This window comes from Bhargavaea massiliensis (assembly GCF_050480245.1).
In the GTDB taxonomy this organism is placed as follows: domain Bacteria; phylum Bacillota; class Bacilli; order Bacillales; family Anoxybacillaceae; genus Anoxybacillus.
In genome coordinates, this window is sequence record NZ_JBCNEQ010000070.1 from 1 (window position 1) to 217 (window position 217).

Annotated in this window: 1 pseudogene; it reads right to left on the reverse strand. The window is 50.2% G+C overall.

What is annotated here, in order from left to right:
• Positions 1–217 (reverse strand): annotated as a pseudogene (locus ABEV15_RS12625) (IS1380 family transposase); the annotation flags it as partial.

Genomic DNA, 217 nt, shown 5'->3' on the forward strand with positions numbered 1-217 from the left:
TTTGCGAAGCGATCTGGAACCAAAGCACTTTCGATTCTCGGCGTAAGTTTCGCTTGATGACAAAGTCCACGTCTTCCTTTAGACATACGTGCACATTCGCTTCCGCATCGTTTCCTGCATCCATTCGGACAAGCAGACGAGACGAGGTCAGCGGACGAGCTCGACGGATGGCGGTAGTTAAAAACGAAGGCATGTGGTCTTGTACATGTTGTTTCCC